We start from the raw sequence: 24,164 nt of genomic DNA on the forward strand, positions 1-24,164 counted from the left end.
GGCGGAGAAGGGAGCGGCGGATGAACACGCGCACCGTCATGCACGATGCCGACATCGCCCGCGCTTTGACGCGCATCTCGCACGAGATCCTGGAGTCCAACAAGGGACCGGAGGGACTCGTCCTCCTCGGCATCCCGACCCGCGGCGTCACGCTCGCGAACCGGATCGGCCCCCTCGTCGGCGAGTTCGGGGGAGCGGCCGTCCCGGTCGGCTCTCTCGACGTCACCATGTACCGCGACGATCTGCACCGCAATCCCACGCGGGCTCCGCGCAAGACCGAGATCCCCGCCGGGGGCATCGACGGCAAGACCGTCGTGCTGATCGACGACGTGCTGTTCTCGGGCCGCAGCATCCGCGCCGCCCTCGACGCCCTGCAGGACATCGGCCGCCCCGCCGCCGTGCGCCTGGCCACCCTGATCGACCGCGGCCACCGCGAGCTGCCGATCCGCCCCGACTTCGTGGGCAAGAACCTCCCCAGCGCCCGCGACGAGCGCGTCAACGTGCGCCTCGCCGAGATCGACGGCATCGAGGAGGTGACGATCGAGTCATGAGGCACCTCCTCGACACCCAGCACCTCTCGCGCGCCGAGGCGCTCGAGATCCTCGACGTCGCCGAGGACATGGCCGACACCCAGAGCCGCGAGGTCAAGAAGCTGCCGACGCTGCGCGGCAAGACCGTGGTCAACCTCTTCTTCGAGGACTCCACGCGCACGCGCATCTCGTTCGAGGCCGCCGCCAAGCGCCTCTCCGCCGACGTCATCAACTTCTCGGCGAAGGGCTCGAGCGTCAGCAAGGGCGAGTCCCTGCAGGACACGGCTCAGACGCTGCAGGCGATGGGGGCGGATGCCGTGGTCATCCGCCACGGCGCATCCGGCGCTCCGCGCACCCTCGCGACCTCCGGCTGGATCAGCGCCGGCGTGGTGAACGCGGGCGACGGCACCCACGAGCACCCCACTCAGGCCCTGCTCGACGCCTTCACGATCCGCAAGCGCCTGTTCGGCGACGACAGCCGCGGCCGCGATCTCTCCGGCATCCGGGTCACGATCGTCGGCGACGTGCTGCACTCGCGCGTCGCGCGCTCGAACGTGTGGCTCCTGCACACCCTCGGTGCGCTCGTCACGCTGGTGGCCCCGCCCACCCTCGTGCCGCAGGACGTCAGCGGCTGGCCCGTCGAGGTGGAGTACGACCTCGACCGCGCGATCGCCGCCGGACCCGACGCACTGATGATGCTGCGCATCCAGCTCGAGCGCATGAGTGCGGCGTATTTCCCGACTGAACGGGAGTATTCCCGCCGCTACGGCCTCGACGCGCGGCGTTTGCAGGCCCTACCGGGCGGTAGCATCGTCCTACACCCCGGTCCGATGAACCGGGGCCTGGAGATCTCCGCCGAAGCCGCCGATTCCCCGCGCTCGACGGTGCTCGAGCAGGTCACGAACGGTGTCTCCGTGCGGATGGCCGTGCTGTACCTGCTGCTGGCGGGCGAGCGGCCCGACAGCGAGAGAGAGGACCTCCGATGAGCCACGCCACCCCCCAGACCCTTCTGGTGCGCGGCGCGCGCGTCGAAGGTCAAGATGCCACCGACCTCCTCATCCGCGACGGCGTCATCGCCGAGACCGGCTCGGGCCTGTCGCACCAGGGCGCGACGGTCGTGGATGCCGATGGCCTGATCGCCCTCCCGGGGCTGGTCGACCTGCACGTGCACCTGCGCGAGCCCGGGTACGAGGCATCCGAGACCATCCTCACCGGGTCCCGGGCCGCCGCCGCCGGCGGATTCACCACCGTCTTCGCGATGCCCAACACCTCTCCGGTCGCCGACACGGCGGGAGTGGTCGAGCAGGAGCTCGCGCTCGGCGAGGCCGCGGGCTACGTGCACGTGCAGCCGATCGGCGCCGTCACCGTCGGGCAGAAGGGCGAGCGCCTCGCCGAGCTCGGCGCCATGGCCGACTCCCGCGCACGCGTCCGTGTGTTCAGCGACGACGGCTTCTGCGTCTTCGACCCGCTGATCATGCGCCGGGCGCTGGAATACGTGAAGGCGTTCGGCGGCGTCATCGCCCAGCACGCCCAGGATCCGCGTCTGACCGAGGGCGCGCAGATGAACGAGGGCGCCGTCTCGGCCGAGCTGGGCCTCACCGGCTGGCCGGCCGTCGCCGAGGAATCGATCATCGCGCGCGACGTGCTGCTGGCCGAGCACGTCGGCTCGCGTCTGCACGTGTGCCACCTCTCGACCGCCGGTTCGGTCGACATCATCCGCTGGGCCAAGAAGCGCGGCGTGAACGTCACCGCCGAGGTCACCCCGCACCACCTGCTGCTGACCGACGAGCTCGTGCGCGACTACGACGCCCGGTTCAAGGTCAACCCGCCCCTGCGTCGCGAAGAAGACGTCCTGGCGGTGCGCGAGGGCCTGGCCGACGGCACGATCGACATCGTCGCCACCGACCACGCCCCGCACCCCACCGAGGCGAAGGCCTGCGAGTGGGCCGCCGCGGCGAACGGCATGGTGGGCCTCGAGAGCGCGCTGCGCGTCGTGCACCACGCCATGGTCGACACCGGCCTGCTCGACTGGGCCGACGTCGCCCGCGTGATGTCGGCGACCCCGGCGCGCATCGGCCGCCTCGACGGGCACGGCACGCCCGTGTCCGCAGGCCAGCCGGCGACCTTCACGCTCTACGACCCGCGTCCCTCGCGCACGTTCGGACTCGACGACCTGCGCGGGCGCAGCACCAACTCGCCGTACCTCGGCCGGGAGCTCCCCGGCGAGGTGCGCTGGACCGTGCGCGCCGGCATCCCGACCGTCGTCGACGGCGCCGTGCTCGACGCGCCCGGGGTCCTCTCGTGACGCGAGAGGGCGCCCTGATCGTCATGATCGGCGTCGCCGTCGCGCTCCTCGCGCTGCTCGCGTGGGCCTGGGTGCGACGAACGCGGCGCGATGCGCGCTACACCGCCCCGGTGGGGGAGCTGCCCGCGGACGCCGTCGAAACGGCGGTCTTCTCGGGGCTCTACGTCGCCACGACCCGACACGACGAGCCGCTCGAGCGTCTCGCGATCAAGGGTCTCGGCTTCCGCTCCCGCGTCGACGTCACGGTCACCTCGGCCGGCGTCGCGCTCGACCTCCCGGGCCAGCCCCGCATCGCGCTCACCCGCGACCGCCTGGTGGATGCCGCTCAGGCAACCGTCGCGATCGACCGCGTGGTCGAGCGCGACGGCCTCACGCGCGTCAGCTGGCGCATCGACGACGACACGGTCGTCGACACCTACCTCCGCCCTCAGGAGGCCTCGGCCAAAGCACTGGCCGACGCCATCCGCCCCCTCACCTCGACAGGAAGCGACGCATGACCTCCCTGATCCCCTCCTCGCTGTCCACGCGAGAACCCGCCGTCCTCGTCCTCGAAGACGGAACCCGCTACACCGGCCGCGCCTACGGCGCTCGCGGCGAGACCCTCGGCGAGGTCGTCTTCGCCACCGGCATGACCGGTTACCAGGAGACGATCACCGACCCCTCGTACGCGGGCCAGATCGTGCTGCAGACCGCACCCCACATCGGCAACACCGGCGTCAACGACGAAGACCCCGAGTCGCGGCGCATCTGGGTCGCCGGCTACGTCGTGCGAGACCCCTCGCGCATGGTGTCGAACTGGCGCGCCGACCGCTCGCTCGACGAGGCGCTCGTCGACGACGGCATCGTGGGCATCTCCGGCATCGACACGCGGGCGGTCACCCGCCGCATCCGCTCCTCGGGCAGCATGCGCGGCGGCGTCTTCTCCGGCGAGGCCGCTCACCTGGATGCCGAGGAGCAGCTGCGCCGCGTGCTCGAAGCCCCGGGCATGGCGGGCCGCAACCTCTCGGCCGAGGTCTCGGTCACCGAGGTCGAGGTCACCCCCGCGACGGCCGAGCGCATCGGCAACCTCGCGGTGCTCGACCTGGGCGTCAAGCGGTCCACGATCGACAACCTCGCCGCCCGCGGCTTCGACGTGCACGTGTTCCCGCAGTCCGCCACGATCGACGAGATCCGCGCGATCGAGCCGGTCGCGGCGTTCTACTCCAACGGCCCCGGCGACCCCGCGGCATCCGACCAGCACGTCGAGCTGCTGCGCGCCGTCCTCGGCGACGGCCTGCCCTTCTTCGGCATCTGCTTCGGCAACCAGCTGCTGGGCCGCGCCCTCGGCTTCGGCACCTACAAGCTGCCGTTCGGCCACCGCGGCATCAACCAGCCCGTGCTCGACAAGACGACGGGTCGCGTCGAGATCACCTCGCAGAACCACGGGTTCGCCGTCGACGCACCGCTGGACGCGGTGATCGACAGCCCGGCCGGCTTCGGTCGCGTCGAGGTCAGCCACATCGGCCTCAACGACAACGTCGTGGAGGGTCTGCGCGCCCTCGACATCCCCGCGTTCAGCGTGCAGTACCACCCCGAGGCCGCCGCGGGTCCGCACGACGCCAACTACCTGTTCGACCGCTTCCGCGACATGGTGATCGCGAACACCCAGATCAACACGGAGACCAAGAATGCCTAAGCGCGACGACATCCACTCCGTCCTCGTCATCGGTTCCGGCCCGATCGTCATCGGTCAGGCCTGCGAGTTCGACTACTCCGGCACCCAGGCGTGCCGCGTGCTGCGCGAAGAGGGCGTGCGCGTCATCCTCGTCAACTCCAACCCGGCGACGATCATGACCGACCCCGACTTCGCCGACGCGACCTACATCGAGCCGATCACCCCCGAGGTGATCGAGTCGATCATCGCCAAGGAGAAGCCGGATGCCGTTCTCCCGACCCTCGGCGGACAGACCGCGCTGAACGCGGCGATCCAGCTGCACAAGCGCGGCATCCTCGAGAAGTACGACGTCGAGCTGATCGGCGCCGACTTCGACGCGATCAACCGCGGCGAGGACCGCCAGATCTTCAAGGAGCTCGTCATCGAGGCGGGCGCCGACGTCGCGGCATCCGTCATCTGCCACTCCATGGACGAACTGCTCGCCGGTGCCGAGAAGCTCGGCTACCCGCTCGTCGTCCGCCCCTCGTTCACGATGGGCGGCCTCGGCTCGGGCTTCGCGTACGACGAGGCCGACCTCCGCCGCATCGGCGGCGCGGGCCTGCACGACTCGCCCACCAACGAGGTGCTGCTCGAGGAGTCGATCCTCGGGTGGAAGGAGTACGAGCTCGAGCTCATGCGCGACACCGCCGACAACACGGTCGTCGTCTGCTCGATCGAGAACGTCGACCCGGTCGGCGTGCACACCGGCGACTCGATCACGGTGGCGCCCGCGCTGACCCTGACCGACCGCGAGTACCAGCGCCTGCGCGACATCGGCATCGACATCATCCGCGCCGTCGGCGTCGACACCGGCGGCTGCAACATCCAGTTCGCCGTCGACCCGAAGACGGGCCGCATCATCGTCATCGAGATGAACCCGCGCGTCTCGCGCTCCTCGGCGCTGGCATCGAAGGCCACCGGCTTCCCGATCGCCAAGATCGCCGCCAAGCTCGCGATCGGCTACCGACTCGACGAGATTCCCAACGACATCACCAAGGTGACCCCGGCGAGCTTCGAGCCCACGCTCGACTACGTCGTGGTGAAGGTGCCGCGCTTCAACTTCGAGAAGTTCCCCGCCGCCGACACCACCCTCACCACCACCATGAAGTCGGTGGGCGAGGCCATGGCGATCGGGCGCAACTACACCACGGCCCTGCAGAAGGCGCTGCGCTCGCTCGAGAAGCGCGGGTCGAGCTTCCACTGGGGCGAGGAGTCGCGCTCGGTCGACGAATTGCTCGAGGTCGCCCAGACCCCCACCGACGGCCGCATCGTCGTGCTGCAGCAGGCGCTGCGCAAGGGCGCGACGGCCGAGCAGGCGTTCGACGCCACGGCGATCGACCCGTGGTTCATCGACCAGATCGTGCTGATCAACGAGGTCGCTGAGTTCATCGGGGCGGCCGAGAACCTGGATGCCGACACCCTCCGCGTCGCGAAGGAGCACGGCTTCAGCGACGTCCAGATCGCCGAGATCCGCGGTCTCGCCGAGGCCGAGGTGCGCGAGGCGCGCTACGCGCTCGACGTGCGCCCGGTCTACAAGACCGTCGACACGTGCGCGGGGGAGTTCCCCGCGCTCACGCCGTACCACTACTCGTCCTACGACGCCGAGACCGAGGTGACCCCCTCGGAGCGCACCAAGGTCGTCATCATCGGATCGGGCCCCAACCGCATCGGCCAGGGCGTCGAGTTCGACTACTCGTGCGTGCACGCTTCGTTCGCCCTGTCGGACGCCGGGTACGAGACGGTCATGGTCAACTGCAACCCCGAGACCGTGTCGACCGACTACGACACCTCCGACCGCCTGTACTTCGAGCCGCTGACGCTCGAGGACGTGCTCGAGGTGCTGCACGCCGAGAGCCAGTCGGGCACGATCCTCGGCGTGGTCTGCCAGCTGGGCGGTCAGACGCCGCTGGGCCTGGCCAAGGGCATCGAGGCGGCGGGCTACACGATCCTCGGCACGAGCCCCGAGGCGATCGACCTCGCCGAGGAGCGCGAGCTGTTCTCGCGCCTGCTCGACGAGGCCGGTCTCGTCGCCCCGCGCAGCGGCACCGCGATCGACGTCGAGGGCGCCGTGACGGTGGCCGAGGAGATCGGCTACCCCGTGCTCGTTCGTCCGAGCTTCGTGCTCGGCGGTCGCGGCATGGAGATCGTCTACTCGACCGACGCCCTGCGCGACTACTTCGTGCGCGTCGCCGACCAGGCGATCATCGGACCGGGCCTGCCGCTGCTGGTCGACCGCTTCCTCGACGACGCGATCGAGCTCGACGTCGACGCGCTGTACGACGGCACCGACCTCTACATCGGCGGCGTGATGGAGCACCTCGAGGAGGCCGGCATCCACTCCGGCGACTCCTCGTGCACACTGCCGCCGGTGTCGCTCGGTCGCACCGAGGTCGACCGCGTGCGCGAGGCGACCCTCGCGATCGCGAAGGGCGTCGGCGTCCGCGGACTGCTCAACGTGCAGTTCGCGATCTCGGCCGGCGTGCTGTACGTCATCGAGGCGAACCCGCGCGCGAGCCGCACCGTACCGTTCGTGTCGAAGGCGCTCGGCATCCCGCTCGCCAAGGCCGCCAGCCGCATCATGTCCGGCAGCACGATCGCCGAGCTGATCGCCGAGGGCCTGCTGCCCGAGAGCGACGGCTCGCGTGTGCCGCTCGACGCGCCCGTCGCGGTCAAGGAAGCCGTGCTGCCCTTCAAGCGGTTCCGCACCGCCGACGGGCACACCGTCGACAGCGTGCTCGGCCCCGAGATGCGCTCCACGGGCGAGGTCATGGGCATCGACCGCGACTTCCCGACCGCGTTCGCGAAGTCGCAGGAGGCCGCCTACGGCGGCATGCCGACCTCCGGCACCGTGTTCATCTCGGTGGCCGATGCCGACAAGCGCGCGGTGATCCTGCCCGCCCACCGCCTCCAGGAGCTCGGCTTCGAGCTCATGGCGACCGAGGGCACGGCCGAGATCCTCGCCCGCAACGGCATCCGCGTGAAGGTGGTCGAGAAGTACTCCGAGACGCAGGGCTCCGGCCAGCAGAACGTGGTCGACCTGATCAACGCCGGCGAGATCGACATGATCGTGAACACGCCCTCGGGCGGCACCGCCCGCGCCGACGGCTACGAGATCCGCGCGGCGGCCGTGGCCGCCGACAAGGCCCTGTTCACGACGATGGCCGTGCTCGGCGCCGCCGTCAGCGCCCTCGGCGCGATGAAGGACGGCTTCGAGGTCCGCAGCCTCCAGGAGTACGCCGTGGATCGCGCGGGACGCCTGTGAGCGAGACGTTCGGTCAGCGACTCTCCGCCGCCCTCGACCTGCACGGCGCCCTGTGCGTCGGCATCGACCCCCACGCCGCACTCCTGTCGGCGTGGGGGCTGGATGCCACGGCCGAGGGCGCGCGGGAGTTCGGCCTGCGCGCGGTCGAGGCCGCTCGCGGCCGGGTCGGCGTGGTCAAGCCGCAGGTGGCGTTCTACGAGCGCTACGGCTCCCGCGGTTTCGCGGCCCTGGAAGACGTGATGGCCGCCGCTCGGGATGCGGGTCTGCTCGTGATCGCCGACGCGAAGCGCGGCGACATCGGCACGACCATGGAGGGCTACGCGCACGCCTGGCTCGAGCCGGGTTCTCCCCTCGAGGCGGATGCCGTGACCCTTTCGCCCTACCTCGGCGCCGACTCGCTGCGCGAGGCGCTGTCCGTGGCGGTGCACCACGGCAAGGGCGCGTTCGTGCTGACCGCGACGAGCAACCCCGAGGCGCGCGCGCTGCAGAGCGCGATCGTCGACGACGCCCTCGCGGTGGGCGATCACGAGCACGTCGCAGCCCGCGTGGCGCACGACGTCAACCAGGCGAACATCGGCGCCCCCGGAGCCCTCGGCCCGGTCGGCGTGGTGGTCGGGGCGACCGTCGACCGCTCCGCGTTCGGCCTCGGCGACGTGGCGCTCGCGGGCATGCCGATCCTCGCTCCCGGTTTCGGCGCGCAGGGGGCCGCGCCCGCCGACCTGCGCCGCTTGTTCGGTTACGTGGCATCCGCCGTCGTCGCCAACGAGAGTCGCAGCATCCTCGCGGTCGGACCCGACCGCCTCGCCGCCCGCATCGACGAGCGCGCCGCGCTCTACCGGGAGTCCCTGCATGGCTGAAACCCGTCGTCCGCCCGAGGTCGACCGCGCCGCCGCCTCGCGCCGCGCCGTCGAGGCGCGCCGCGAGCGCGCCGCACTGAAGCGCGATGTCTCCACCCGCGTGATCTCCCCGCAGGAGCTGCTGCGGCGGGGTCTCGCCGACCCGCTGTCTCCGGCCGGGGCGATGCGCGTCACCGAGTTCCTCACCGCGATCCCGGCCATCGGGGAGAGCAAGCGCGACCGCATCCTCGCCTCCCTCGCCATCTCGCCGGTGAAGCGCCTCGGAGGTCTCGGCATCCGCCAGCGCGACGCGCTGCGCGACTTCCTCGACACCCGGTGGCCCGAGCCCGGGCCGCGCGAGGGACGCAGCCGCCTGATCGTGCTCGCCGGGCCCACCGCCGTGGGCAAGGGCACGGTCGCCGCCCACATCAAGCAGAACTACCCCGAGATCCACCTCTCGGTCTCGGCGACCACGCGCGCGCCGCGACCGGGAGAGGTCGAGGGGGAGCACTACTACTTCGTCGACGACGCGGAGTTCGACCGACTCGTCGCCGCGGGGGAGCTGCTGGAGTGGGCCGTCGTCCACAACAAGAACCGCTACGGCACCCCGCGCGCTCCCATCGAACGGGTGCTCGCCGAGGGCGGCACGGCTCTGCTCGAGATCGACCTGCAGGGTGCGCGTCAGGTGCGCGCGGCCGACCCGTCGGCGACGCTCGTCTTCCTCCTGCCGCCCAGCTGGGACGAGCTCGTCCAGCGCCTGGTCGGGCGGGGGACCGAGGATGCCGAGGAGCGCGCGCGTCGCCTGCGCACGGCGCGCGTGGAACTCGCGGCGCAGAACGAGTTCGACTACCGCGTAGTGAACGACGAGGTGGCGCACGCCGCCGCCCAGGTCGTCGCGCTCGCCGCGGCGCAGCACTGACGCGGGCTCACAGCCGGTTCCGGGGCGCCATCCTCGCGTCGGGGCGTGAATTCCGCGCCCCGACGCGGGAAACGCGCCCCGAATCGGGGGCACGACCCACCCGACGACCCTCGGCACAGCCCGGGCGGGCGTCGGCTAGAATAAGAGGATGCTTCGGCGCTCCAGCGCCGCATCCACCCCATCCGCCGAACCAGGAGGTTCCCCATGGCCGGACGTGACAAGGGCATCATCGACCCGCCCATCGACGCTCTGCTCGACAAGGTCGACTCGAAGTACCAGCTCGTCATCTACGCGTCCAAGCGTGCGCGTCAGATCAACGACTACTACTCCGACCTTCACGAGGGCAACCTCTTCGACAACGTGGGTCCGCTCGTCGACTCCACCGTCGAGGACAAGCCGCTGACGATCGCTCTGCACGAGATCCACGAGGACAAGCTGCGCCTTCGCGCCGCCGAATGATCCACAGGTGTGATCTGTTCACAGATGTGACGATGCCCCGGGCGGCCTGGAGCCACCCGGGGCATACTTGTGCCCGTTCCCCGCTCGCTACCCTCCCGGAGTCGTCTTGACCGACCTGCGCCTGTTCACGTCCGAGTCCGTCACCGAAGGACACCCCGACAAGATCTGCGACCAGATCTCCGACAGCATCCTCGACGCGATCCTCACCGACGACCCCACCGGTCGCGTGGCGGTCGAGACCCTCGTCACCACGGGGCTCGTGCACGTGGCCGGAGAAGTGTCGACGAGCGCCTACGTCGAGATCCCCGCGATCGTGCGCGACGTGGTGAACCGCATCGGCTACACCTCCAGCGACACCGGCTTCGACGGCGAATCCTGCGGCGTGAGCGTGTCGATCGGCGCGCAGTCCTCCGACATCGCGGCCGGGGTCAACAAGGCCTTCGAGCAGCGCGAGCGCGGCTCCGTCGACCCGCGCGACCTGCAGGGTGCGGGCGACCAGGGCATCATGTTCGGCTTCGCGACGAACGAGACCCCCCAGCTCATGCCGATGGCCGCGTGGACCGCCCACCGCATCGCCGAGCGGCTGGCATCCGTCCGCAAGAGCGGCGAGCTGCCGTTCCTGCGCCCCGACGGCAAGACGCAGGTCACCCTCGGCTACGACGGTTTCACCCCCCGCACCGTCGACTCGGTCGTGCTCTCCACGCAGCACCACCCCGACATCTCGCAAGAAGACCTGCGCGCCGAGGTGCAGGCCGCGGTCATCGACCCGGTGCTCGCCGAGACCGGCCTCGAGCTCCCCGACGTGAAGTACTACATCAACCCGGCCGGGCCCTTCGTCATCGGCGGCCCCAAGGGCGACGCCGGCCTGACCGGCCGCAAGATCATCATCGACACCTACGGGGGAGCGTCCCGCCACGGTGGCGGCGCCTTCAGCGGCAAGGACCCCTCCAAGGTCGACCGCTCCGCCGCGTACGCGATGCGGTGGGTCGCCAAGAACGCCGTCGCCGCGGGGCTGGCCGATCGCCTCGAGGTCCAGGTCGCCTACGCGATCGGCAAGGCCAACCCCGTCGGCCTGTACGTGGAGTCGTTCGGCACCGCGCACGTCGCCGACGACGTCATCGTGAAGGCCATCCGCGACGTGTTCGACCTGCGCCCGGCGGCGATCGTCGAGCAGCTCGACCTGCTGCGCCCGATCTACGCGCAGACGGCGACCTACGGGCACTTCGGCCGCGAGCTCTCCGACTTCACGTGGGAGCGCACCGACCGCGTCGACGAGCTGCGCACGGCCGCCGGACTCTGACGGTGCGGGTGGGCGTCGCGCGCACCGGACGCGGTCGCGCTCCGAGCACACCGCTGCGCACGGACACGGGGGCGATCGACCGCTCACGCGTCGATCTCCTGCCGTGCCACGCCGAGGGGCGCGGGCGGCGACGCGACCGTGAGGGCCGTCGCACCGAGCGACCGGTGCTCGAGGCGGTGCGCGGGGGAGGACCACGGTGAGCGAGCGCCGCGTCGCGCGCGTGCAGCTCGAATCGCCCGTACCCCAGCTCGACCGTCTGTTCGACTACGCCATCCCGCACCCGCTCGTCGCCGAGGTCGAGCCGGGCGTGCGGGTGAAGGTTCCCCTGCGGTCGGCGGGGCGCATGATGGATGCCTTCGTGGTCGAGGTGGTCGCCGACGACGGCACCGAACGTCCGCTGTCCTCGGTCGAGGCGGTGGTGTCGACGACGCCCGTGCTCCCCGCGCCGCTGTACACGCTCGCGCGGCGCGTGGCCGATCGCGCGGCCGGTTCCGTCAGCGACATCCTGCGTCTGGCCGTCCCCAAGCGCATGGTGCGCGCCGAGAAGGCGTGGGCCGCCGCTCCCGCACCGACCGCTCCCGACGTCGTGCCCGCAGCGCGCGAACGCGCCGACGAGGTGCTCGGCGCCTATCCCGGGCTCGGGGCCGCGCTCGACGCCGGAGAACGCCTCGCGGTCGACGCCCCGCCGCGTCCGCACGCCGAACTGCCGAGGGGAGCCTGGGCCGACCTGCTGGCCGCCGCCGCCACCCGCACCCTCGCGCGGGGCAAGAGCGTCGTGCTGGTCGTCCCCGACTACCGCGACCAGGCGCAGCTGCTGGCCGCGCTCGGGGAGCTCGTGCCCGCCGAGGCGATCGTCCGCGACGACGCCGACCAGTCCGGCCCCGCGCGCTACGGCCAGTACCTGCGCACCCTCGCCCCCGTCCCGTGCATCGTCGTCGGGCGCCGCTCGGCCGTGTACGCCCCCGCCCACGACACGGGCCTCGTCGCCCTCTGGGACGACGGCGACTCCCTTCTCGCCGAACCGCTCTCGCCGGGGGTGCACGCGCGCGACGCGGCCCTCGTGCGACAAGAGATCGAGCACTCGGCGCTCCTGTTCGCGGGCCACACCCGCACGACCGACGTGCAGCGCCTCGTCGAGGTGGGCTACGTGCGCGAGGTGCCGCAGGCGAGGCGGCCCAGCCCGCGCGTCGTGCTCAGCGCGACGCGCGAGGGCGAGCAGCGTCAGTCGCGCGTGCCCTCGTCGGCCTTCGCCGCCGCCCGGGAGGCCCTGCAGCACGGTCCCGTGCTCGTGCAGGTGGCGCGCCCGGGCTACGCGCCGACGCTCGTGTGCGCCGACTGCCGCCGCCCCGCGCGGTGTCAGCACTGCGCCGGTCCCCTGCGAGCCGCGCGTCCCGGGGCGACCCCGGTGTGCGCGTGGTGCGGCCGCAGCGCCCACGCCTGGACGTGCGGGCACTGCGGCTCGGTCAAGCTGCGCATGGCCTCGTCGGGCAGCGAGCGCACCGCCGACGAGCTGGGCCGCGCGTTCCCCCACACGCGGGTGATCATCGCCGACGGCGCGCACCAGGTCGCCGAGGTGGATGCCACCCCGGCCCTGGTCATCGCCACGCGCGGCGCCGAGCCGCTCGCGCGCGGCGGCTACCGGGCCGTGATCCTGCTCGACGGCGACCGCATGCTCCAGAACGAGGCGCTGCGCATCGGCGAGCACTGCCTGCGCTGGTGGTCGAACGCGGCCGCCCTGGCCGCCCCCGGCGCCCCCGTGCACCTCGTCGGCGTCGCGGGTCCCGTCGCGCGGGCGCTCGCGACGTGGACGCAGCCCGCCTACGCCCGCGCCGAGCTGGCCGACCGCGCCCCCCTGCGGATGCCGCCGGCCGTGCGCGTCGCCAGCGTCGACGGACACGCCCGGAGCGTCGACACGCTGCTGGCCTCCCTGCGCGAGACGGTGCCCGATCTGGACGCGCTCGCGATCCTCGGTCCGGTCGACACCTCGACCGACCCCGATACCGCGACGGCCCGCGCACTGGTGCGCTTCGACTACGCCCACGGACGCGCCGTCGCCGACGCGCTGCGTGCCGGGGTCATCGCCGACGCCCTCCGCGCGCGCCGGTCGCGCAAGGATCGCGGTCCGAAGCCGCGCAGTACGCTCAGAGTCCGCCTCGACATCCCCGAGCCCGATCTCTGAGCGGGTCACGCACCCGTCCATCCGTCCCCGAGAGTCAGAGGAGAACCATGCGCCTCGTCTTCGCCGGTACCCCCGCCGTCGCCGTCCCGTCCCTTCGCGCCCTGGCATCCGGTCCGCACGAGATCGCCGCGGTCGTCACGCGCGGCGACGCCCCCCTCGGGCGCAAGCGCGTCCTCACGCCGTCTCCCGTGGCGCAGGCTGCGGAAGAGCTCGGCCTCCCCGTGATCAAGGCCGACCGCCTCGACGCCGACGCCACGGCCCGCATCGCCGCGCTCGAACCGCAGCTCGGCGTGATCGTGGCGTACGGGGGACTGGTGCGCGAACCCCTGCTGTCGACCCCCCGTCACGGCTGGATCAACCTGCACTTCTCGCTGCTGCCCAAGTGGCGCGGAGCCGCCCCCGTGCAGCGCGCCCTCATCGCGGGAGACGAGGTCACGGGTGCAAGCGTGTTCCAGCTCGTCGTCGCCCTCGACGCGGGAGACGTCTTCGCGGAGGAACGCTACGACGTGCCGCCCGGGGCGACCTCGGCCGATGTGCTCGACGCCCTCGCCGTGATCGGCGCGCCCCTGCTCGCGCGCGTGGTCGAGGGCATCGCCGACGGTACCGCCCGGGCCGTCCCGCAGGCGGGGGAGCCCACCCTGGCCCCCAAACTCACCCTCGACGACGGTGCGCTCGATCTGACCCGGGATGCCGCCTCGCTCCTGCATCAGATCGCGGGCGTCACCCCCGAGCCCGGCGCGCACACGAGCTTCGACGGCGCGCGCTTCAAGGTGCTGCGCGCGTCGGCGTCCGACGCGCCGCCCGTGCCGCCCGGCCGGGTCGTGGCATCCGGGAAGGAGATCCTCGTCGGCACGGGCACCTCTCCGTTGCGGCTCGAGAGCGTGCAGCCGGCCGGCAAGGGCGCGATGAACGCGGGCGACTGGTTCCGGGGCCTGCGCACCGACCAGCCGGTGCTCGGCGCATGAGCGTGCAGGGAGCGCGCGCCGCCGCGTACGAGGTGCTCCGCGCCGTCTCGGGTGACGAGGCCTACGCCAACCTCCTGCTGCCGCACGCGATCGCCCGGCAGGGGCTGGATGCCAAAGACGCGGGGCTCGCGACCGAGTTGACGTACGGCACTCTTCGCCGTCGCGGGACGTACGACGCGATCATCGCGATCGCCGCCGACCGCACGGTCGACCGCATCGATCCCGCGGTGCTGGATGCGCTGCGTCTCGGCGTGCATCAGCTGCTGTCCACGCGCGTGGCCTCGCACGCGGCGGTCAACGAGTCGGTCGAGCTCGCCCGGCGCAACGGGGGCGGACGCGGAGCCGCGGGCTTCGCCAACGCCGTGCTGCGGCGCGTCTCGCGCGACAACCCGGGGCACTGGATGGAGCGCATCGCCGAGGGGGCGCGCAGCGACGACGAGCGCATCGGACTCACGACCTCGCACCCGGTGTGGATCGTGCGGGCGCTCCGACGCGCCCTGACCGCCGAGGGACGCGCCGACGAGCTCCCCGGCCTGCTGGAGGCCGACAATGTCGCTCCGCGCGTGGCGATGATCGCGCTTCCCGGTCTCGCCGAGGTGCCGGACGACGCCACGCCCGCCCGCTTCGCGCCGACGGCGTTCACCACGCGCGGGGGCGACCCCGAGCACCTCATCCGCGAAACGGGCGGGCGCGTCCGCGTGCAGGACGAGGGTTCGCAGCTCGCCGCCCTGGCGCTGAGCCGAGCCCTCCCCGTGCGCGCGGGGGAGCGCTGGCTCGACCTGTGCGCCGGTCCCGGCGGCAAGACCGCGCTCCTGGCCGCGGAGGCCCTCGCCCAGGGCGCCCGGCTGGACGCCAACGAGATCGCCCCGGCGCGGGCGGGACTCGTGCGGCAGGCCGTGGCATCCGTCCCGCTCGAGGTCGAGGTGAGCGAGGAGGACGGGCGCGAGCGCGCGGCGCGCTCCGCGGGGGAGTACGACCGCATCCTCGTCGACGCACCGTGCACCGGGATCGGGGCCCTGCGCCGTCGTCCCGAGGCGCGCTGGCGAAAGACGCCGGCCGATGTGCCCGACCTGACCGCGTTGCAGCTCGAGCTCGTGCTCGCGGCGTTCGAGGCCCTGAAGCCGGGCGGGGTCGTGGCGTACGTCACGTGCTCCCCGCACCTGGCCGAGACCTCCGGCGTGCTGGCCGAGGTGATGCGGACGCTCGGCGACGAGGTGGAGGAGCTCGACGCGCGTGCCGTCGTGCGCGAGGTGGCGGTCGACGACATCGATCTGCCCGACCAGGCCGACGGCTCGCTGCGCGCCCAGCTCTGGCCGCACCGCCACGGCACCGACGCCATGTCGATCGCCCTGCTCCGCAAGCGCTGAGTCGCGTTCGAACACCCCGCGCGAGTCGCCGGCAATCGTCGCTTCTGTCCGGATCGGAGCGACGATTTCCGGCGACTCACGCGATCGGCGAACGCGCCCATAATGGTCGGGTGCCTATCGACGCTCCCCGCATCAACCCGAGCATCCTCGCCGCCGACTTCGTGAACATGGAGGCCGAGCTCGCGCGCATCGCGGGCGCGGACTTCGTGCACGTCGACGTGATGGACAACCACTTCGTGCCCAACCTCACGTTCGGACCGCAGATGGTGGGGCGCATTCAGGACACCAGCCCGGTGCCCCTCGACGTGCACCTCATGATCGACGACCCCGACCGTTGGGCTCCCGCCTACGCCGAGCTCGGCGCGGCATCCGTCACCTTCCACCTCGAAGCGGCCGCCTCACCGGTCGCGCTCGCGCGGCAGTTGCGCGCGATCGGCGCGCGCGCCGGGGTGGCGGTGAAGCCCGGCACCCCCGTGGACAACCTCTTCGACTCGCTCAACGAGTTCGACCAGATCCTCGTGATGACCGTCGAGCCCGGCTTCGGCGGGCAGTCGTTCATGCCCGAGACGATGCCCAAGCTCCGCGCCCTCGCCGATGAGGCGAAGCGCCGTGGGTCGAGCGTCTGGCTGCAGGTCGACGGCGGTATCGGCGAGTCCACGATCGCCCAGGCCGCCGAAGCCGGGGCCGACACGTTCGTGGCCGGGTCCGCGGTGTTCGGAGCCGACGACCCCGATCGCGCGATCCAGTCGCTGCGCGCCTCCGCCGCCCGCCACCGCCACTGACGGCGCCGCCGCTCAGGGCACCGCCGCGACCTCGATAAACGCCGTTCCTGCGGAGAAACGCCGTCTCTCCGCGTGTCTCGCACGCAGCGGCGTTTATCGAGGCCGGGCCCTGTCGGCCGCACCCCGCGACAACCCCACCCCCCGCGACCCGATACCCTGGAAGCGTGAAGACCTTCGACGACCTGTTCGCGGAACTCAGCGCCAAGGCCGTCGAGCGACCCGAGGGCTCCGGCACCGTGGCGCAGTTGGATGCCGGGGTGCACGCGATCGGCAAGAAGATCGTCGAAGAGGCCGCCGAGGTGTGGATGGCCGCCGAGTACGAGTCCGACGAGGCCGCGGCCGAGGAGATCTCGCAGCTGCTCTACCACCTCCAGACGCTCATGCTCGCGAAGGGCCTGTCGCTGCAGGACGTCTACCGACATCTCTGAGCAGCGCTCTCCCTTCCCGCCCCCACGAACCACGAAAGCCCCCGTCATGCTGCGAATCGCCGTGCCGAACAAGGGGTCGCTCGCCGAGACCGCCGCCGAGATGCTCTCGGAGGCCGGTTACACCGGACGACGCGACTCGAAAGACCTGTACACCGTCGACCCCGTCAACGAGGTCGAGTTCTTCTACCTCCGCCCCCGTGACATCGCGACCTACGTCGGCTCGGGTGCCCTCGACGTCGGCATCACGGGCCGCGACCTGCTGCTCGACGCGCGGATGCCCGGCGCCCGCGAGGTCGAGTCGCTCGGCTTCGCCGGCTCGACGTTCCGTTTCGCCGGCCGCCCCGGGCGCTTCACCGACGTCGCCGACCTGCAGGGTCTGCGCGTCGCCACCGCCTACCCGGGCCTGGTCGACGCCTTCCTCGACGAGCGCGGCATCGCCGTCGACATCGTGCCGCTCGACGGCGCGGTCGAGTCCGCCGTGCAGCTCGGAGTGGCGGATGCCGTGGCCGACGTCGTCTCCACCGGCACGACGCTGCGTCAGGCGGGGCTCGAGATCTTCGGGCCCGTCCTCCTCGAGTCGGACGCCGTGCTCATCGCCGGTCCGCAGGAGGCCGACGGCACCGAGACGCTCCTGCGGCGCCTGCGCGGCGTCCTCGCCGCCCGCAAATACGTCCTCATCGACTACGACCTTCCCGCCGCCCTCGTCGAGCAGGCCGTCGCCGTCGCACCGGGTCTGGAGTCGCCCACGATCTCGCCGCTGCGCGACCCCGAGTGGGTCGCCGTGCGAGTCATGAGCCCGCGCCGCGACGTCAACCAGGTCATGGACGCGCTCTACGCGATCGGCGCGCGCGCGATCCTCGTCACCGAGATCCTCGCCGCGAGGCTCTGATGACCCTCGCGCGTCGCGTCATCCCGTGCCTCGACGTCGCCGCCGGCCGCGTCGTGAAGGGCGTGAACTTCCTCGACCTGCGCGACATGGGCGATCCGGTCGAGCTCGCGAAGCTCTACTTCGACCAGGGCGCCGACGAGGTCACGTTCCTCGACGTCACCGCCACCGTCGACGAGCGCTCGACGACCTACGACGTCGTCCGCCGTACCGCCGAGCAGGTCTTCATCCCCCTCACCGTCGGCGGGGGAGTGCGCTCGGCCGACGACGTCGCCCGCCTGCTCGCGGTCGGCGCCGACAAGATCGGTGTCAACTCCGCCGCCATCGCCCGCCCCGCCCTGATCGACGAGATCGCCGACCGTTTCGGGGCACAGGTCATCGTGCTCTCGCTCGACGTCAAGCGCGCGGCATCCACTCCTTCCGGCTTCGTCGTGACCACCCACGGCGGACGCACCGAGACGACCCTCGACGCCCTCGAGTGGGCGCGCGAGGCCGTCGAGCGTGGAGCGGGGGAGCTGCTGATCAACTCCATCGACGCCGACGGCACGAAGCAGGGCTTCGACCTCGAGCTCGTCCGTCTCATGCGCCAGGTCGCCGCGGTCCCCGTGATCGCCTCGGGGGGAGCGGGTTCTCTCGAGCACTTCGCTCCGGCCGTCCAGGCAGGTGCCGACGCCGTGCTCGCGGCATCGGTGTTCCACTCCGGCCAGCTCACCGTGGGACAGGTCAAAGACGCCATGGCCGCCGAAGGGATCGAGGTGCGCCGATGAGCGTCGACCGTGTGAAATACGACGCCGACGGCCTGGTCGCCGCGGTGATCCAGCAGTTCGACTCGCGCGAGGTGCTCATGGTCGGGTGGATGGATGCCGAGGCCCTGAACCGCACGCTCACCACCGGCCGCGTCACCTTCTGGTCGCGCTCGCGCCAGGAGTACTGGCGCAAGGGCGACACCTCCGGCCACATCCAGATCGTCAAGGGCGCGCGCCTCGACTGCGACGGCGACACGCTGCTCATCGAGGTCGACCAGGTGGGCGCCGCGTGCCACACCGGCGACCACACGTGCTTCGACGCCGACGACCTGCACCCGGTCGTGGGGGAGCGCTGATGCGCCGCGCCCGCTCCACGGCGGTGCTGGCGATGCTCCTGGCCGGAGCGATCGGCGTGATCGCGTCGACCCAGACCTGGATCGACGTCACCCTCGACGACGGCGCCCAGCAGACGATCGCGGTGGCCGGAGCCGATGCGCTCCCGGTGCTCACCCCGCTGAGTCTGGCCGCCCTGGCCCTCGGGGCCGCGCTGTCGATCGTCGGCCCGGTGCTGCGATACCTCTTCGGCGTGCTCGGCATCCTGATCGCGGTGCTCGTGGGTGTCGGCACCGCGCAGCTGCTGTTCGCCACGCCCGTGTCGGCGACGGCGGCGGCCGTGACCGAGGCGACGGGGATCTCGGGGACGGATGCCGTCGCCTCTCTCGTGACGGGCCTGTCGCTGACGCCGTGGCCGGCCGTGACGCTGCTGGCCCAGGTCGTGCTCGCGGCCGCCGCCGTCTTCACGCTGGTGACCGCCCGGCGCTGGGCCTCGGGCGCGAGCCGGAAGTACCGCACGGCCGAGGAGGCCGGCACCGCCACGGGTCGCCCGCACGACGCGATCGACTCGTGGGACGACCTCTCCCGCGGCGACGACCCCACCGCCTGAGCACACGCGCGCCGAGCTGGGCCCGTTCCCGTTGCGCTCTCCCTCGCGAGAAACGCCGAATCTGCCGAGACACCGCGCGACGCCGCGTGTCCCGACACACGCGCCGTTTCTCGGCGGCATCCCCGCGGCGGCAACCCCCCGGCTGAGGACGCGCACGCACGGCCCGGAGTCCCGATCCGCCGGGCTCTCCCTCGCGAGAAACGCCGATCCTGCCGAGACACCACGCGACGACGCGTGTCTCGACACACGCACCGTTTCTCGGCGGCATCGCCGCGGGGCCACCCCACCGCCTGAGACCGACGTCGCGACATCGAGACGACGGCGGGAGAGGCGCACCGCGCTTCGATAGACTGGACCAAAGCTTTCCCCCGCGCCCGCGCGCGACTGTTAGGAGTCCCATGAGCAACCCCATCGGCGATCCCGGCCACGGACACTCGCCCGCCGCCTGGACGGCCGTGATCATCATGCTCGTCGCCTTCACGCTCGGCACGCTGTTCTTCTGGCTCGACATGCCGGTGCTCGTGTGGGCGTCGGTGGGTCTGCTCGTGGTCGGTGCGATCGTCGGCTGGGCCATGACCAAGGCCGGTTACGGCGCAGGCGGCGCGAAGTCCAACCCGAAGGCGCACTGACCGTGCTGGCCGATCTGACGGCCGGAGCGGTGGAGGATGCCGAGCAGCGCGCCCAGTCGCGCCCGCTCGCGGACGTCGAACGCGATGCCCTCGCGCAGACCCCGGCGCGTGATGCGCTGGCCATGCTGGCCCCCGCCGATCGCGTGAAGGTCATCGCCGAGGTCAAGCGCGCGAGCCCCTCGCGCGGCGACCTCGCCTCGATTCCCGACCCCGCGCGACAGGCGCGGCTGTACGAGGAGGGCGGGGCGTCGGCGATCTCGGTGCTCACCGAGGGCCGCAAGTTCAAGGGCAGCCTGGCCGACCTCGAGGCCGTCCGCGCCGCGGTGAGCGTCCCGGTGCTGCGCAAGGACTTCATCGCCACGCCGTACCAGGTGCTCGAGGCGCGCGCCTCGGGCGCCGACCTCGTGCTGTTGATCGTCGCCGCGCTCGACCAGAAGACACTGACCGAGCTGTACGCGATGGTCACAGACCTCGGCATGACGGCTCTCGTCGAGACCCACTCGGCCGACGAACTCGAGCGCGCGTCCGAGCTGGGCGCGAAGCTCATCGGCGTCAACGCCCGCAACCTGTCGACGTTCGAGCTCGACCGCGACCTGTTCGGTTCGCTCGCCGACCGCTTCCCGGCCGACGCGATCAAGATCGCCGAGTCCGCCGTCCTCGCCCCCGCCGACGTCGCCCACTACCGCGCCGCGGGGGCAGACGTCGTCCTCGTGGGCGAGGCCCTCGTGACCGGCGATCCCGTCGCCACGCTCCGCGCGTTCCTCCAGGAGACGTCATGACCACCGTTCCCGACCAGAAGCTGCGCGATCAGAAGGGGCCGTTCTTCGGCGACTTCGGTGGCCGCTACATGCCCGAGTCGCTCATCGCGGCGATCGACGAGCTCACCGCGGTCTACGAGTCGGCGATGGCCGACCCGGAGTTCCACGCCGAGCTGCGCGCCCTGCTGCACGACTACGCCGGTCGCCCTTCCGCGCTCACCGAGGTTCCGCGGTTCGCGGAGCACGCCGGCGGGGCGCGCGTGTTCCTCAAGCGCGAAGACCTGAACCACACCGGATCGCACAAGATCAACAACGTTCTCGGGCAGGCCCTGCTCACCAAGCGTCTCGGTAAGACACGGGTCATCGCCGAGACCGGAGCCGGCCAGCACGGAGTGGCCACCGCGACGGCCGCCGCCCTGTTCGGCCTCGAGTGCGTCGTCTACATGGGCGAGGTCGACACCGAGCGCCAGGCGCTGAACGTCGCGCGCATGCGCCTGCTGGGCGCCGAGGTCGTCCCGGTCACGACGGGGTCGCGCACCCTGAAGGACGCGATCAACGAGGCGTACCGCGACTGGGTCGCCTCCGTCGAGACCACGAACTACATCTTCGGCACCGCCGCGGGCCCGCACCCGTTCCCCGCGATGGTGCGCGACTTCCAGAAGATCATCGGCGAAGAGACGCGCGCCGAGTTCCTCGAGCGCCTCGGTCGCCTCCCGGATGCCGTCTTCGCGTGCGTGGGCGGCGGATCCAACGCCATCGGCATGTTCGACGCCTTCCTCGACGACGAGGGCGTGGCCCTCTACGGCGTCGAGGCGGCCGGCGACGGCGTCGACACGCCCAAGCACGCGGCATCCATCGGCCGCGGACGCCCGGGCGTGCTCCACGGTGCGCGCACCTACGTTCTGCAGGACGAAGACGGCCAGACGACCGAGTCGCACTCGATCTCCGCCGGCCTCGACTACCCCGGCGTCGGACCCGAGCACGCGTGGCTCGCCGACATCGGCCGCGCGCAGTACATCCCGGCCACCGACGACGAGGCCATGCAGGCCCTCCGCCTGCTGTCGCGCACCGAGGGCATCATCCCCGCAATCGAGTCCGCCCACGCCCTCGCCGGTGCCCTGCGCATCGGACGCGAGCTGGGCCCGGATGCCGTCATCGCGATCAACCTGTCCGGTCGCGGCGACAAAGACATGGACACCGCCGCCCGCTACTTCGACCTCTACGACGCGGAGCACGCGCCGGACACCGTCGAAGGACGCGCGCAGACGCGCGCCGCCGACACCGTGGCATCCGCCCCCGGTTCGCCGGTCGAGGTCGCGCCGGCACCCGACGCCGCGAGCGGTGCGGGGGTCGAGCTGTGACCTCGCGCGTCGCCGCGGCGATCGACGCCGCCCACGCGGAGGGTCGCGGGGCGTTCGTCGGGTATCTGCCCGCCGGCTTCCCCGACGTCGCCACCAGCATCGAGGCGGCCGTCGCCCTCGCCGAGGCGGGAGCCGACGTCATCGAGCTCGGCCCGCCCTACAGCGATCCCGTCATGGACGGTCTCGTCATCCAGGAGGCCACGCAGACGGCCCTGGCCAACGGCTTCCGCATGCGCGATCTCTTCACGATCATCCGCGAGGTCACGGCGCGCACCGACGTGCCGATCCTCGTCATGACCTACTGGAACCTCGTCGAGCAGTACGGCGTCGACCGCTACGCCGACGAGCTGGTCGCCGCAGGCGGTGCGGGCCTCATCACGCCCGACATCACCCCCGACGCCGGCGCCGCGTGGATCACCGCGAGCGAGCGCACCGGTCTCGACCGCGTGTTCCTGGCCGCGCCCACCTCCTCCGACGAGCGTCTGAAGATGATCGTCGACGCCTCCACGGGCTTCGTGTACACGGTCTCGACCATGGGCATCACGGGGGAGCGGGCCTCACTCGACGCCGCCGCCCGCGGTCTCGTCGAGCGCCTCCGGGCGTTCGGGGCGCAGCACGCGTGCGTGGGCATCGGCATCTCGAACGCCGAGCAGGTCGCCGGCGTCGTGGAGTACGCCGACGGCGCGATCGTCGGCACCGCGCTGGTCAAGGCGCTCCGCGACGGCGGTGTCGAGGGCCTCTCCTCGCTCGCGAGGGAGCTGTCCGCGGGCGCCGTTCAGCGCGCCTAGACTCGTCTGCATGACGTTCGCCCTCTCGAGCGCCGCCTCCGGCGTGCTCTCCAGCATTCCGAGCCCGTCGATCTCCTACGTCGATCTCGGTCCGCTCCGCATCCACTTCTATGCCCTGTGCATCGTCGCGGGCATCATCGTCGCGGTGCTCCTCACGAACGCCCGGCTGACGCGTCGCGGCGCCGAGAAGTGGGTCGTCATCGACATCTGCCTGCTGGCGGTGCCGCTTGCGATCATCGTGGCGCGCATCTACCACGTCGTCACGCACCTGGGCTTCTACTTCGGCCCCGGCTCGAACCCGTGGAACATCACCCAGCCGGGGTCGGTGTGGGCCATCTGGGAGGGCGGCATCGCCATCTACGGCGCCCTCATCGGCGGCGCCATCGGCGCGATCCTCGGATGCCGGTGGACCGGCATCCGCTTCTGGACGTTCGCCGACGCGCTCGCGCCGGGACTCATCATCGCCCAGGCGATGGGCCGCTTCGGCAACTGGTTCAACCAGGAGCTCTTCGGTCAGCCCACCGACCTGCCGTGGGGCCTGGAGATCGCCGCCGGCAACTCGGCCATCCCCGTCGGACTGCCAGCCGGCACGCTTTTCCAGCCGACTTTCCTCTACGAGGTCATCTGGAACCTGCTGGGCGCAGCCGTCATCCTGTACGTCGGCAAGCGGTTCACGCTGCAGTGGGGCAAGCAGTTCGCGATCTACCTCGTCTGGTACAGCGCCGGCCGTATCGTCTGGGAATCCATCCGCATCGACCCCAGCGACATCATCCTGGGCCTGCGCACGAACGTCTGGGCCGCGATCTTCGGCGTCGTCCTCGGCATCGTCATCTTCGTCGTGCAGTCGCGTCGTCACCACGGTCTCGAGCCGTCGCCGTACGTGCCCGGGCGCGAGTCGAAGGCTCCGGGGGCTGTAGACTCAGGCGACCCCTCTGACTTCGTCGACGTGAGCGAGCCGCCCGCGACGAACGACACCGTCGGCACCAGCGCCACAAGCAGCCCCGCCACGAACTAACACTCTGGGCCGA

24 protein-coding genes are annotated in these 24,164 nt (G+C 71.7%); all 24 read left to right on the forward strand.

The features are described 5' to 3' along the window. Nucleotides 1-20 precede the first annotated feature (20 nt). The 24 genes from pyrR to lgt all read left to right on the forward strand — a co-directional run bounded on the left by pyrR (nucleotide 21) and on the right by lgt (nucleotide 24,151). Nucleotides 21-551, forward strand: coding sequence for a bifunctional pyr operon transcriptional regulator/uracil phosphoribosyltransferase PyrR (gene pyrR / locus Q0818_RS06600; RefSeq protein WP_298872926.1), 531 nt, complete (start codon nucleotides 21-23; stop codon nucleotides 549-551). Then, nucleotides 548-1,516 (forward strand): aspartate carbamoyltransferase catalytic subunit, encoded by a 969-nt coding sequence (locus tag Q0818_RS06605; RefSeq protein ID WP_298872927.1) that lies wholly within the window; start codon nucleotides 548-550, stop codon nucleotides 1,514-1,516. Before pyrR ends, Q0818_RS06605 begins: the two co-directional genes overlap by 4 nt. After that, nucleotides 1,513-2,835 carry a dihydroorotase gene (locus tag Q0818_RS06610; RefSeq protein WP_298872928.1) on the forward strand — a complete coding sequence of 441 codons (1,323 nt, stop codon included), beginning with the start codon at nucleotides 1,513-1,515 and terminating at the stop codon, nucleotides 2,833-2,835. The genes Q0818_RS06605 and Q0818_RS06610 overlap by 4 nt, the downstream gene beginning before the upstream one ends. Then, a complete protein-coding gene (locus Q0818_RS06615; protein ID WP_298872929.1) occupies nucleotides 2,832-3,332 on the forward strand; it encodes a hypothetical protein in 501 nt (166 codons plus the stop codon). The genes Q0818_RS06610 and Q0818_RS06615 overlap by 4 nt, the downstream gene beginning before the upstream one ends. Beyond that, the gene (gene carA, locus Q0818_RS06620) at nucleotides 3,329-4,510 is read left to right on the forward strand and encodes a glutamine-hydrolyzing carbamoyl-phosphate synthase small subunit (RefSeq protein ID WP_298872930.1); all 1,182 of its coding nucleotides are present in this window, start codon (nucleotides 3,329-3,331) and stop codon (nucleotides 4,508-4,510) included. The genes Q0818_RS06615 and carA overlap by 4 nt, the downstream gene beginning before the upstream one ends. Then, nucleotides 4,503-7,790, forward strand: coding sequence for a carbamoyl-phosphate synthase large subunit (gene carB / locus Q0818_RS06625; protein WP_298872931.1), 3,288 nt, complete (start codon nucleotides 4,503-4,505; stop codon nucleotides 7,788-7,790). Before carA ends, carB begins: the two co-directional genes overlap by 8 nt. Next, nucleotides 7,787-8,647 carry an orotidine-5'-phosphate decarboxylase gene (gene pyrF, locus Q0818_RS06630; protein ID WP_298872932.1) on the forward strand — a complete coding sequence of 287 codons (861 nt, stop codon included), beginning with the start codon at nucleotides 7,787-7,789 and terminating at the stop codon, nucleotides 8,645-8,647. Before carB ends, pyrF begins: the two co-directional genes overlap by 4 nt. Continuing rightward, nucleotides 8,640-9,545: a guanylate kinase gene (gmk, locus tag Q0818_RS06635; RefSeq protein ID WP_298872933.1), complete on the forward strand. Its 906-nt coding sequence runs from the start codon at nucleotides 8,640-8,642 to the stop codon at nucleotides 9,543-9,545. The genes pyrF and gmk overlap by 8 nt, the downstream gene beginning before the upstream one ends. 204 nt (nucleotides 9,546-9,749) lie before the next feature. Then, nucleotides 9,750-10,004 carry a DNA-directed RNA polymerase subunit omega gene (rpoZ, locus tag Q0818_RS06640; RefSeq protein WP_055837405.1) on the forward strand — a complete coding sequence of 85 codons (255 nt, stop codon included), beginning with the start codon at nucleotides 9,750-9,752 and terminating at the stop codon, nucleotides 10,002-10,004. Between the two features lie 106 nt (nucleotides 10,005-10,110). Continuing rightward, nucleotides 10,111-11,304, forward strand: a complete 1,194-nt coding sequence (gene metK / locus Q0818_RS06645; RefSeq protein ID WP_298872934.1) for a methionine adenosyltransferase — start codon at nucleotides 10,111-10,113, stop codon at nucleotides 11,302-11,304. Nucleotides 11,305-11,500: 196 nt separating this feature from the next. Beyond that, nucleotides 11,501-13,483 (forward strand): primosomal protein N', encoded by a 1,983-nt coding sequence (locus Q0818_RS06650; RefSeq protein ID WP_298872935.1) that lies wholly within the window; start codon nucleotides 11,501-11,503, stop codon nucleotides 13,481-13,483. A 47-nt stretch (nucleotides 13,484-13,530) separates the two neighbouring features. Beyond that, the gene (gene fmt, locus Q0818_RS06655) at nucleotides 13,531-14,448 is read left to right on the forward strand and encodes a methionyl-tRNA formyltransferase (RefSeq protein ID WP_298872937.1); all 918 of its coding nucleotides are present in this window, start codon (nucleotides 13,531-13,533) and stop codon (nucleotides 14,446-14,448) included. Then, nucleotides 14,445-15,815 carry a transcription antitermination factor NusB gene (locus tag Q0818_RS06660; RefSeq protein ID WP_298872938.1) on the forward strand — a complete coding sequence of 457 codons (1,371 nt, stop codon included), beginning with the start codon at nucleotides 14,445-14,447 and terminating at the stop codon, nucleotides 15,813-15,815. Before fmt ends, Q0818_RS06660 begins: the two co-directional genes overlap by 4 nt. Nucleotides 15,816-15,925: 110 nt before the next feature. Beyond that, complete coding sequence (gene rpe, locus Q0818_RS06665; RefSeq protein ID WP_298872939.1) at nucleotides 15,926-16,597, forward strand: ribulose-phosphate 3-epimerase; 672 nt, start codon at nucleotides 15,926-15,928, stop codon at nucleotides 16,595-16,597. A 164-nt stretch (nucleotides 16,598-16,761) separates the two neighbouring features. Beyond that, nucleotides 16,762-17,025: a phosphoribosyl-ATP diphosphatase gene (locus Q0818_RS06670; protein WP_076675494.1), complete on the forward strand. Its 264-nt coding sequence runs from the start codon at nucleotides 16,762-16,764 to the stop codon at nucleotides 17,023-17,025. 46 nt (nucleotides 17,026-17,071) lie between these two features. After that, entirely contained in the window at nucleotides 17,072-17,914 is an 843-nt protein-coding gene (gene hisG, locus Q0818_RS06675) for an ATP phosphoribosyltransferase (protein ID WP_298872940.1), read from the forward strand. After that, entirely contained in the window at nucleotides 17,914-18,678 is a 765-nt protein-coding gene (gene hisF, locus Q0818_RS06680; protein ID WP_298872941.1) for an imidazole glycerol phosphate synthase subunit HisF, read from the forward strand. The genes hisG and hisF overlap by 1 nt, the downstream gene beginning before the upstream one ends. Further along, nucleotides 18,675-19,013, forward strand: coding sequence for a phosphoribosyl-AMP cyclohydrolase (hisI, locus tag Q0818_RS06685; protein ID WP_076675490.1), 339 nt, complete (start codon nucleotides 18,675-18,677; stop codon nucleotides 19,011-19,013). The genes hisF and hisI overlap by 4 nt, the downstream gene beginning before the upstream one ends. Continuing rightward, nucleotides 19,013-19,600, forward strand: a complete 588-nt coding sequence (locus Q0818_RS06690) for a Trp biosynthesis-associated membrane protein (protein ID WP_298872942.1) — start codon at nucleotides 19,013-19,015, stop codon at nucleotides 19,598-19,600. Before hisI ends, Q0818_RS06690 begins: the two co-directional genes overlap by 1 nt. A gap of 398 nt (nucleotides 19,601-19,998) precedes the next feature. Further along, the gene (locus Q0818_RS06695) at nucleotides 19,999-20,229 is read left to right on the forward strand and encodes a DUF6704 family protein (protein WP_298872943.1); all 231 of its coding nucleotides are present in this window, start codon (nucleotides 19,999-20,001) and stop codon (nucleotides 20,227-20,229) included. Nucleotides 20,230-20,231: 2 nt separating this feature from the next. Then, nucleotides 20,232-21,008 carry an indole-3-glycerol phosphate synthase TrpC gene (trpC, locus tag Q0818_RS06700; RefSeq protein ID WP_298872944.1) on the forward strand — a complete coding sequence of 259 codons (777 nt, stop codon included), beginning with the start codon at nucleotides 20,232-20,234 and terminating at the stop codon, nucleotides 21,006-21,008. Further along, the gene (gene trpB / locus Q0818_RS06705) at nucleotides 21,005-22,348 is read left to right on the forward strand and encodes a tryptophan synthase subunit beta (protein ID WP_298872945.1); all 1,344 of its coding nucleotides are present in this window, start codon (nucleotides 21,005-21,007) and stop codon (nucleotides 22,346-22,348) included. Before trpC ends, trpB begins: the two co-directional genes overlap by 4 nt. Then, nucleotides 22,345-23,136 (forward strand): tryptophan synthase subunit alpha, encoded by a 792-nt coding sequence (trpA, locus tag Q0818_RS06710; protein WP_298872946.1) that lies wholly within the window; start codon nucleotides 22,345-22,347, stop codon nucleotides 23,134-23,136. Before trpB ends, trpA begins: the two co-directional genes overlap by 4 nt. A gap of 10 nt (nucleotides 23,137-23,146) precedes the next feature. After that, nucleotides 23,147-24,151, forward strand: a complete 1,005-nt coding sequence (gene lgt, locus Q0818_RS06715; RefSeq protein WP_298872947.1) for a prolipoprotein diacylglyceryl transferase — start codon at nucleotides 23,147-23,149, stop codon at nucleotides 24,149-24,151. Nucleotides 24,152-24,164: the final 13 nt, after the last annotated feature.

Origin of the sequence: uncultured Microbacterium sp. (assembly GCF_947489255.1) — a bacterium.
Lineage (GTDB): Bacteria > Actinomycetota > Actinomycetes > Actinomycetales > Microbacteriaceae > Microbacterium > Microbacterium phycohabitans.